Genomic DNA, 2,405 nt, shown 5'->3' with positions numbered 1-2,405 from the left:
GGCGCTGCCGCGCGAGCTGGCCGAGTCGCTGCTCCAGCGCTGCCGCGCGCTGTGGAACGTGTACGGCCCCACGGAGACGACGGTGTGGTCCACGGCGCACGCGGTGGCGTCGGGCACGGGCAGCGTGCCCATTGGCCGGCCCATCTCCGGCACGCGGGTGTACGTGCTGGACAGCGGGCTGAACCCGGTGCCGCGCGGCGTGCCGGGCGAGCTGTTCATCGGGGGCGAGGGCGTCACCCGGGGCTACCTCCACCGGCCGGACCAGACGGCGGAGCGCTTCCTCCCGGACGCGCACGGCGGCGTGCCGGGCCTGCGCGTGTACCGCACGGGCGACCGCGTGCGGTGGGCGGCGGACGGCGTGCTGGAGTACCTCAACCGCGTCGACAACCAGGTGAAGCTGCGCGGCTACCGCATCGAGCTGGGGGAGATTGAAGCCGTGCTGAGCCAGGCCCCCGGCGTGCGCGACGCCGCCGTGGTGGTGCGCGGCGCCGCCGCCGACGCGCGCCTCGTGGGCTACGTGGTGGCGCGTCCCGGCCAGACGCTGGAGTCCCCGGCCCTGCGGGCGCTCCTGAAGGAGCGGCTGCCCGAGTACATGGTGCCGTCCGCGCTGGTCGTGCTGGACGCCATGCCCCTGACGCCCAACGGGAAGGTGGACCGTAAGGCCCTGCCCGCGCCGGACGTGTCCACCGAGGCCGCGCGCGAGTTCGTCGCGCCCCGCACGCCGATGGAGGCGCAGGTGGCGGAGCTCTACGCGTCGCTCCTGAACGTGCAGCGGGTGGGCGCGACGGACAGCTTCTTCGAGCTGGGAGGCCACTCGCTGCTCGCCACGCGGCTGACGTCGCGGTTGCGCACGGCGTACCAGGTGGACCTGCCCCTGCAGGCGTTGTTCGAGTCCCCCACGGTGGCGGACCTGGCGGCGCGCATCGCGGCCTCGGCGAGGGATCCAGGCATCGCCGGCCCGCCCCCGGTGGTGCCGGTGCCGCGCACGCGGAAGCTGCCCGTGTCCTTCGCGCAGCAGCGGCTCTGGGTGCTGGAGCAGTTCGATCCGGGCTCGGCCGCGTACAACATGCCGTTCTCGCTGCGGCTGACGGGGGCGCTGAACCTGGAGGCCCTGCGCCGCGCCCTGGAGCGGGTGGTGCACCGGCATGAGTCGCTGCGCACCACCTTGCGGCCGGACACGGACGGGCCCGTGCAGGTCATCGCGCCGCCCGAGCCGCTGGTGCTGCCGGTGGTGGACCTGCGCGCCCTTTCGCCGGAGCAGCGCGACGCGGAGGTGAAGCGCCGCACGGAGCTGGAGGTGCGGCTCCCGTTCAACCTGGAGGAGGGGCCGCTGCTGCGCGTGTCCGCGCTGGTGCTGGATGCGCGGGAGCACCTGGTGCTGCTGACCCTCCACCACGCCGTCTTCGACGGCTGGTCCATGAGCATCCTGATGCGGGAGCTGTCGGAGGCCTACCGGGCCCTGGTGGCGGGGACGCAGCCCGTCCTGCCCGCGCTGCCCTTCCAGTACGCGGACTTCGCGGTGTGGCAGCGCGAGTGGCTGTCCGGCGCGGAGAAGGAGCGGCAGCTCGACTGGTGGCGCCAGCAGCTCGAGGGGATGCCGTCCGTGCTGGAGCTGCCCACGGACCGTCCGCGAGGCCTGCGCGAGGCGCATCCCGGCGCGCTGCTGCCGGTCGCCCTCCCCCTGGAGCTGACGCAGGCCGTGGAGGCCCTCTGCGTGCGCGAGGGCATCACGCCCTTCATGTTCCTGCTCGGCGCGCTCCAGGTGTTGATTGGCCGCTACTCCGGTCAGGACGACGTGAGCGTCGGTTCCTCCGTCGCGGGACGCAACGACGCGCAGCTGGAGGGGCTGCTCGGGTTCTTCGTCAACACGCTCGTGCTGCGCACCCGGATGGGCGGCGAGCCCACCGTGCGGGAGCTGCTGGGCCGCGTGCGCACCACCACGCTGGGGGTGCTCGCGAACCAGTACGTGCCGTTCGAAGAGCTCCGGCCGATGCGCAGCCTGCGCGAGTCGCCGTTGTTCAACGTGCTGTTCCTGATGCAGAACATCCCGGAGGTGGACCTCTCGCTCGCGGGCGTGAAGGTGCAGGTCGAGGAGCGCACGGGCGCGTCCGCGAAGTTCGACCTCACGCTCTCGCTGTCTCGGACCGAGAAGGGCTTCACGGGCGAGCTGGAGTACGACACCGACCTGTTCGACAGGTCCACCGTCACGCGGATGATGCGGCACCTGCGGCGGGTGGTGGAGGGCTTCGTCGCGAAGCCGGAGCAGCGCGTGTCGTCACTGCCGTTGCTCACGGAGGAGGAGCGCGAGCAGGTGCTGGTGGCGTGGAACGCCACGCGGGCGCCCTTCCCGGAAGCGTGCGTGCACTCGCTCTTCGAGGCGCAGGTGCGCAACGCGCCCGAGGCGC

General features: G+C 73.0%; 1 protein-coding gene. It reads left to right on the top strand.

Annotation, left to right across the window (positions count from 1 at the left end; translation table 11 throughout):
- The coding region (locus ACLEQD_RS41435; protein ID WP_410391421.1) for a condensation domain-containing protein at positions 1-2,405 on the top strand (2,405 nt) is incomplete at both ends.

The organism is Corallococcus sp. 4LFB (genome assembly GCF_046520365.1).
GTDB classification, from domain to species: domain Bacteria; phylum Myxococcota; class Myxococcia; order Myxococcales; family Myxococcaceae; genus Corallococcus; species Corallococcus caeni.
This window is presented reverse-complemented; position numbering and strand designations above follow the sequence as displayed.